This window comes from Mycobacterium sp. (assembly GCF_035697385.1).
Lineage (GTDB): Bacteria > Actinomycetota > Actinomycetes > Mycobacteriales > Mycobacteriaceae > Mycobacterium.
The window spans coordinates 1-7,420 of sequence record NZ_DASSCY010000027.1; the positions used below are offsets into that span (position 1 = coordinate 1).

Below are 7,420 nucleotides of genomic sequence, written 5' to 3' on the forward strand. Positions count from 1 at the left end.
TCGGATCGCGCGCCCCGAAGACGCAGAGAAATGGCTTCTCCCATCGGCCCAACGCCTCCCAGGCGGCGCGGTTGGCCGGAAGCGCTGGGTCGTCGGGCGATGTCGGCACCAGTTGAGGGAAGGCGCGGGCGCCGGCCTGAAAAGTCTTGTCGGGGAATGGCGCATCGTAACCAGCGCGCACCTCGGCGGGCACCTTGGTGACGGTGCCGACGGAGACGATGCGTCCGGCCGAGAACACCGGGGTGTAGCGGGCGAAGGCACGCCAGGCGCGAAACGCGAAGGGTGCCGACTGCTGGTCGGCCGGAAGTGCCCCATTGGCGACGACGATGCGGCCGACGAGGTGGGGCTGTTCGGCGGCTAGGCGTAGTCCGATCAACGAGCCCCAGTCCTGAACGAAGAGCGTGACGTCGCGCAGGCCCAAGGCGTCGAACCAAGACATGACCCACTCCACGTGCCGAAGGTAGGTGTAGTCCTCGATGCGGCTGGGCTTGTCGGAGCGCCCAAAACCGACGAGATCGGGCGCGAGGACGCGGTGACCGCCATCGACGAGCGGCGGGATCATGGTGCGGTACAAGTAACTCCACGTCGGCTCACCGTGCAGCAGCACGATCGGCGGACCATCGGAGGTTCCCTCGTCGACGTAGTGCATGCGCAGTTTGTCGGTGTCGCCGGCGACGACGTCGACATAGTGGGGCGCGAAGGGATAGCCCGCTAGGTTCTGGAAGCGCGAGTCCGGAGTGCGCAGTACGTCCATGGTCAGCTCCTCGATTCGAGCGTCGCGGTGTCGCCCGTCGTCAGCGCCGAGCCTAAAGAACGCGGGTCGGCTGATCAGCCGATTCGCCCACATAGGCGGGGCGAGTCGGCCAAGCTGGAAGTCGGCCACAAGGAGGCCGTCGTGATGCGAGTAGCAGCCGTGCTCACGCTGGTAGTCATCGTCGCGCTGCAAGCCGCCGGAACTGTCGGCGCCGAGCCAGCGACGCAATCAATCACGGTTGTTGCCGTCTCAAACGGTGAGCCGGTCAACGGCTATCAGGTCATCAATCGGCAGCCGTCGCCGAACCTTTCCGCATGCCCGGGCCCGTCCCCGGCCGCGGTAGGTGCCGATATCTATGCATGCCAGCCGAATCAGGCGCTAGCCCAAGTGTGTTGGCCTGCATCAGCTTCCGTGTTGTGTCTGGTGGATCCGTGGAGCAAGGAACTTCGGCGCTTCGCCGCGCCTGGTGCGCTTCCGGCGGTGAGCCCGCTACCGACGCCGATGCCGCTGGCGTTGGTTCTCGACGACGGCACAAGCTGCGTGCTGGCCAGCGGTGTCGATTGGGGCGGCAGGCGGGACGGCCTGACTCCGGCCTATGTATGCGATCCCAGGGTCATCTCCAGGGGTGTCCTGATAGATCCGGGCGCCGATCCGGTGTCGGCGATCGACCGGTCGCAGCCACTGTGGCGGGTGCGGGTCGGTCAACTGGGCCCGCGCGGAACATCGTTTGAGCCACCGCGGGGGCAGACGGTGCGGACTGCGTGGTTCGCGGGTAACTGAGCGCACAATGCGACGCTAGACGGTGGCCGAGGGCGGCGGTCCGATCTCCTCGGCCAGTACGCGAACAACCCGCTCGAGTTCGTCGACCAGCCAGCTGTCGGTGCGGCCTCGGTACACGTCGAGCAGCGAGCGGTAGTACCACAGATGCTCGTGCGGATCGTCGGTGTTGAACCGCTGCCACACCGGCGGCCCGAAGCGGCGCAGGTCGCGGAGGATGGCGCGGGCGTTGTCGAGTTTGTCGGCGAGCGACACCAGAATGGCGCGGTCCGAGGTCTTGTCGAGGTGCGCGATGTAGTCCTCTTTTCGTTGTCGCCACGGCGGCTTCGGGGTGACGACGGTGTCGCTGCATTCCTCGACGATCGTGGCGACCTCCTTACCGAATCGTTCCTCGATCTCGACCAGCGTCGCGTCGCCGCCTTGGTCTTCTGCGGCGTCGTGCAGCAGCGCGGCGATCGCTGCCGTCTCGTCGCCGTCCGCCTCGATGACCAGGCCGGCGACCGACAACAGGTGACCGACATAAGGAACGTCGCTGGCCTTGCGCGTCTGGGTGTTGTGCAACTCGGCGGCGTAGCCGAGCGCTTCCTGAAACTTGGTGCTCAGGCGGGGTGACGCCGTTTCGGTCATGTGGTCCTCGCTTTCCCTGACGTGGGGATGCCCGAACTCGGCGGCGAATAGTCGGATCAAACGCAGCAAACGTCGCCGGGAATTTGCCACACTAGCCACGGACCTTTTCATGTTGGGGGGCGCAATGACTGGGACCGAGCCTGTAGCTGCTGAGCCGCGGACGGATAAGGCGCGGCCGATCGTGTTCTGGTTGACGACCATCGTCCTCCCGCCGATAGCGCTTGTGGTCGGCGGATGGCTGTTGGGACAGCGCCTCGACAACGCCGGTTTCGACGCACTGGTGCGCCATAGCGGGGTGGATTGGTCCGTCACGATCGGCTACTTCCTCGTCCTGGCCGCGTGCGCCACCGTCTTCGTTTGGTTCGCATTCTCGAACCTGGGCCGAAAGCTGAGCCTGGCGATCCTCGGAGCCGTTGTCGTCGCGTTCGTGATGGACCTCGTCGAGAACTTCCTGATTCTCTGGTCACCGAATCCGCCGCCCCTCCTGAAGTGGCTACCGGGCAGGTTCTGGACGCTCGCGCCCGATGCCGTCGCCACGGTGAAGTGGTGTGCGTTCGTTGTTGCGATATTTGCTTTTCCTGCATTGGTATTCGCGCTGGTGCGGGCGGCACTCGCAAGACGGTCTCGCAAGCACCGTCGCCGAGGAAATACCGACTGGTGGGATCGTGTACTCGACGTTCCCGATCCCGAACCCCTGAATCCTGACCAGAACGACATCGAAAGCAGTTGGCGCCGAGCCTATTACGTCCCGGATGCGGACAAGCTGATACCCAAAGCTCCGCTGAGAAAACCGACCGCCCTGTGTTTGTCGGGTGGCGGTATTCGCTCCGGCTGTGTGGCAATGGGTGCAATGCAGACACTGTCTCGACACCCCGAGGGTGAAGAGCCCGAACGATGGGACGAAGCGCCGCTGCTCGACGGGTTCGACTACATCATCTCGGTCTCCGGCGGGGGGTACGCCGCCGCCGCGAGACTGCTCGCCGTTCAGTCGAACGGCGGCGGAGCGGAAACGGGCCTCGCCACGCGGTTCAACCCCGGGTCCCCCGAGTTCGCCTGCATGCGCAGGCGATCGAGCTACATCGCCGACACACCCCTTGGTCTGGTCAGGGCACTCGCCGAGGTGCTGAAGAACCTCGTCGCGTCGTTGCTCATGGTGTTCCTGATCGCGGTGATCGTCGGATGGGTGGTCGGCTGGTTCGTTGCCAAACTGCCGATCTCGGCTCTTGTGCCGTCGAGGGACGGTCCATCGACGGAACCGGGACACCTGCTGTCGTTGGACAACCACTTCGTCGAAGCCGCGGTCGCCGTCGCGATACCCGTCGGCGTTGCGGTGCTTCTCGGTTTGGCGGCGCTCGTGTGCGAGTTGGCGTCGACCAAGGACTGGAGCACCAAGTGGAAGGAGCGCCTGAGCAACGCCGCCGGCGCGGCCATCCTCGTAGCGGTACTGGTTTTCGTGGTGACCTGGGCGCTGCCAGGGTTGATGTGGCTGTGCGCGCCGTATAGTCCCGCCGCGGAAACCAAGGGGGCGGGCATAGCCGCATTCGGAGGTCTGGCCGCGGTGTTGGTGCTGCAGTACGGGGCGACGCTCGTCTCGATGCTGAGCAAGAAGAAAGAAGACTCGACGGACGGAAAGCCACCGAAGTGGCGAAAGCTGCTACCGCCCGGGGTGGTTCAGCTCGGCATCGTGGTGCTCACGTTGACGGTGTTGGCCGCTGCCTGGCTGCTGGTACTCGGCATCACGGGCGCACAGGTCTTCGATTCGGTGGCGCGCACCAACGAGACGACTCTGACTCCGGTTCCGCACTGGCAATGGATTCTTGCTGGCATCCTCCTGGCAGTCGTTATCTTGAGCTCCGTCGACGTCACGTCGCTGAGCCTGCATCCGTTTTACCGAGGTCGTCTTGCGCGGGCCCTCGCTGTGCGTCGGATCAACGGTCATGCCGAGGGATATGCCTCGAAGGAGGGAACATGGCTGTCCACGTATGGCCGTACGTGGAAGGGCGGGCCGAAGTTCGTCTTCGCGGCGGCGGCCGCTCTCACGGGCGACGCGAAACCCGCACCCGGCCTCAATGCGGTTTCCTACGTACTCAGTGCCGACTACATCGGAGGCCCCGCGCTCGGGTGGCTCAACACCGCAAAGCTGATTGACGAGTCGGCGTCGCGCATCAAACGTGACTTGACGGTGCAGGCTGCCATGGCGATCAGCGGAGCGGCTTTCGCCTCAGCAATGGGCAGGATGAACAAGGGATTTCAGTCGCTGCTTGCGGTGTCGGGCGCGCGCCTCGGAACATGGCTCCCGAACCCCGTATTCGTCAAGAACGCCAAAGACAACGCTGCAAATGGCTTCTACCCCAAGGCATTACCGTTAGTGCGGGGAGCAGGGTACTTCTACCGCGAGCTCTTCGGGATCAATCGACGCGACCAACGCCTTGTCCAGGTGACCGATGGTGGCCATTACGAGAATCTCGGATTGGTGGAAGCCTTGCGCCGCCGCTGCCAGCTGATCTACGTCATCGACGGCGGAGGCGATACCCCTCCTCTGTTGTCGGGCTTGTCCGATGCGATCCGGCTGGCGCGATACGAACTCGGCGTCGAGATCGAGCTTGACCCGAGGGGCGACTTCGGAGTCCAACAGCTGGCGCCAGGGTCGGCACGGCCTTTCGGCAGCGGGCATGCCTTCCACGCACTCAACAACCGCCTCACCGCGGGTGCAGTACTGCGGGGAACAATCAAGTACCCGTCGGCCGCGGGGCTGGGTGAAAACAGCACTGGATTGTTGATCGTGGCGAAGGCAGTGCTGTGGCGGGATCTGCCCGACTGGGTACTGACCTACGGGGCGGGTAAAGGAGGCGAGGACTTCCCGCAGGACAAGACGTCGGATCAATGGTTCAACGAGGCCCAGTTCGCCTGCTACACCGAGATCGGACGGCGCATCGCGGTGTTAGCGCGCACGGTTCGGCCGCACGGTGATCATCCGGTTCCGCCCGAAGACTCCGCGTCCGACATGGCGCTAGCAGGCGGTGACGGCCAAGGCGCCTGACGCTCGTCTCAACTTTCCGTCCGATGACGGTGCCGGGCCTTATGGTGGCCACTAATGGCACTGCACCTGCACCGTGCCGAGCGCACCGACCTGCTCGCCGACGGCCTCGGACAATTGCTGGCCACTCCCCTGCCCGACCCGTTCGCCGAGGAGCTGGTCATCGTCCCCGCGAAGGGCATCGAGCGCTGGCTCAGTCAGCGGCTCTCGCACATCCTCGGCCGCGGCGAGGGTCAGGACGGCGTCTGCGCCGGTATCGCCTTCCGCAACCCGCGCTCCCTGATCGCCGAGATCACCGGCACTGCCGACGACGACCCGTGGTCGCCGGACACCATGGTGTGGCCGCTGCTCGAGGTGATCGACGGCTGCCTCGGCGAGAAGTGGTGCACGACGCTGGCCACCCATCTCGGCCATTTCGAATCCGGCGAGGAGAAGGAGTTGCGGCAAGGGCGCCGTTACGCGGTGGCACGCCGCCTCGCCGGACTCTTCGCCTCCTATGCGCGGCAGCGTCCGCAGCTGCTCGTCGACTGGCTCGACGGCAACACCGGCGACCTCGACACCGACCTGCACTGGCAGCCGGAGCTCTGGCGCGTCCTCGTCGACCGCATCGACGCCGACCCGCCTCACGTCAGGCACGCGAAAGCCGTTGCACGGCTGCAGGAGTCACCCACCGACTTGCCGCAGCGGCTGTCGCTGTTCGGGCACACCCGCCTGCCCGTCACCGAGATCGAGCTGCTCGACGCGCTGGCCGCCCACCACGATCTGCACCTGTGGCTGCCGCATCCCAGCGACGACCTGTGGACGTCGCTGACGCCGATGCGCGGGCCGATCCCCCGCAGCGACGACACCAGCCACCGCGACGTCGGCCATCCCCTGCTGGCCACCCTCGGCCGCGACCTGCGCGAACTGCAGCGCAGCCTGCCCGCCGACCCGCACACCGACGAGTACCTCGGCGCCGACGACCGCCCCGACACTCTGCTCGGCTGGCTGCAATCCGACATCACCGCCAACGCGGTCCGCCCGCAAGGCCGCATCCTCGACGCCGACGACCGTTCGGTGCAGGTACACAGCTGCCACGGCCCGGCCCGGCAGATCGACGTGCTGCGCGAGGTCTTGCTCGGCCTGCTCGCCGACGACCCGACGCTGGAGCCGCGCGACATCCTCGTCATGTGCCCGGACATCGAGACCTACGCACCGCTGATCGTCGCAGGCTTTGGCCTCGGCGACGTCGTGCACGGCGCCCACCCTGCGCACCGGCTGCGGGTCCGGCTCGCCGACCGCTCGCTGATCCAGACCAACCCGCTGCTCGGAGTCGCGTCGCAACTGCTCGCGCTTGCCGGTGGCCGGGCCACCGCCAGCGAGGTGCTCAACCTCGCCGAGGCCGCGCCGGTGCGGGCGCGGTTCGCGTTCACCGACGACGACCTCGACGCGATCGCCGCGTGGGTGCGCGAGGCCAACATCCGCTGGGGCTTCGATCAGCAGCACCGCAAACCGTTCGGCGTCGACTTCCTTCACAACACTTGGCGTTTCGGCATCGACAGGGTGCTGGCCGGTGTCGCGATGTCCGACGACTCACACGCGTGGCTCGGCACCACGCTGCCCCTCGACGACGTCAGCAGCAATCGCGTCGAGCTGGCCGGCCGGCTCGCCGAGTACGTCGACCGGCTCCAGCGCGTCGTCGACGCGTTGAGCGGTGCACGCCCGCTGCGCGACTGGCTCACCGCACTGACCGACGGCATCGAACTGCTGGCCCGCGTCAGCGAGGCCGACGCGTGGCAGACCAGTCAGGTGCAGCGCGAGTTCGCCGAGCTCCTCACGGACGCAGGGGCGCAGGCGGACACAGTGATGCGGCTGCCCGACATCCGCGCGCTTCTGCAACGTCACCTCGCCGGCCGGCCGACGCGCGCGAACTTCCGCACCGGCACCTTGACGGTCTGCACCATGGTGCCGATGCGCTCGGTACCGCACCGGGTGGTGTGCCTGGTGGGGCTCGACGACGGTGTCTTCCCGCGGCTCGGGGTTGTCGACGGCGACGACGCGCTGGCCCGCTGTCCGATGACCGGCGAGCGCGACATCCGTTCGGAGGACCGGCAATTGCTGCTCGACGCGATCGGCGCGGCCACCGAGAAGCTGGTGATCACCTACACCGGCGCCAACGAGTACTCCGGCCAGCCGCGCCCGCCAGCCGTTCCGCTCGTTGAGCTGCTCGACGCGCTGGACGTGAC

Annotated in this window: 5 protein-coding genes; 3 read left to right on the forward strand and 2 right to left on the reverse strand. The window is 66.5% G+C overall.

From position 1 onward, the window contains the following. Positions 1-754: haloalkane dehalogenase (locus VFH65_RS02725; RefSeq protein ID WP_353319597.1), on the reverse strand; the 754-nt coding region annotated here is incomplete at its 3' end. Between the two features lie 141 nt (positions 755-895). Here VFH65_RS02725 and VFH65_RS02730 point away from each other — a divergent pair. After that, positions 896-1,534 (forward strand): hypothetical protein, encoded by a 639-nt coding sequence (locus VFH65_RS02730; RefSeq protein ID WP_353319598.1) that lies wholly within the window; start codon positions 896-898, stop codon positions 1,532-1,534. 15 nt (positions 1,535-1,549) lie between these two features. On the opposite strand, the gene VFH65_RS02735 is transcribed toward VFH65_RS02730, so the two are convergent. After that, on the reverse strand, positions 1,550-2,158 hold the full coding sequence (locus VFH65_RS02735) for an HD domain-containing protein (RefSeq protein WP_353319599.1): 609 nt from the start codon (positions 2,156-2,158) through the stop codon (positions 1,550-1,552). Between the two features lie 124 nt (positions 2,159-2,282). Between VFH65_RS02735 and VFH65_RS02740 the strand changes: the two genes are divergently transcribed. After that, complete coding sequence (locus VFH65_RS02740) at positions 2,283-5,198, forward strand: hypothetical protein (protein ID WP_353319600.1); 2,916 nt, start codon at positions 2,283-2,285, stop codon at positions 5,196-5,198. A gap of 54 nt (positions 5,199-5,252) precedes the next feature. Continuing rightward, on the forward strand, positions 5,253-7,420 hold a 2,168-nt coding region (recC, locus tag VFH65_RS02745; protein WP_353319601.1), incomplete at its 3' end, for an exodeoxyribonuclease V subunit gamma.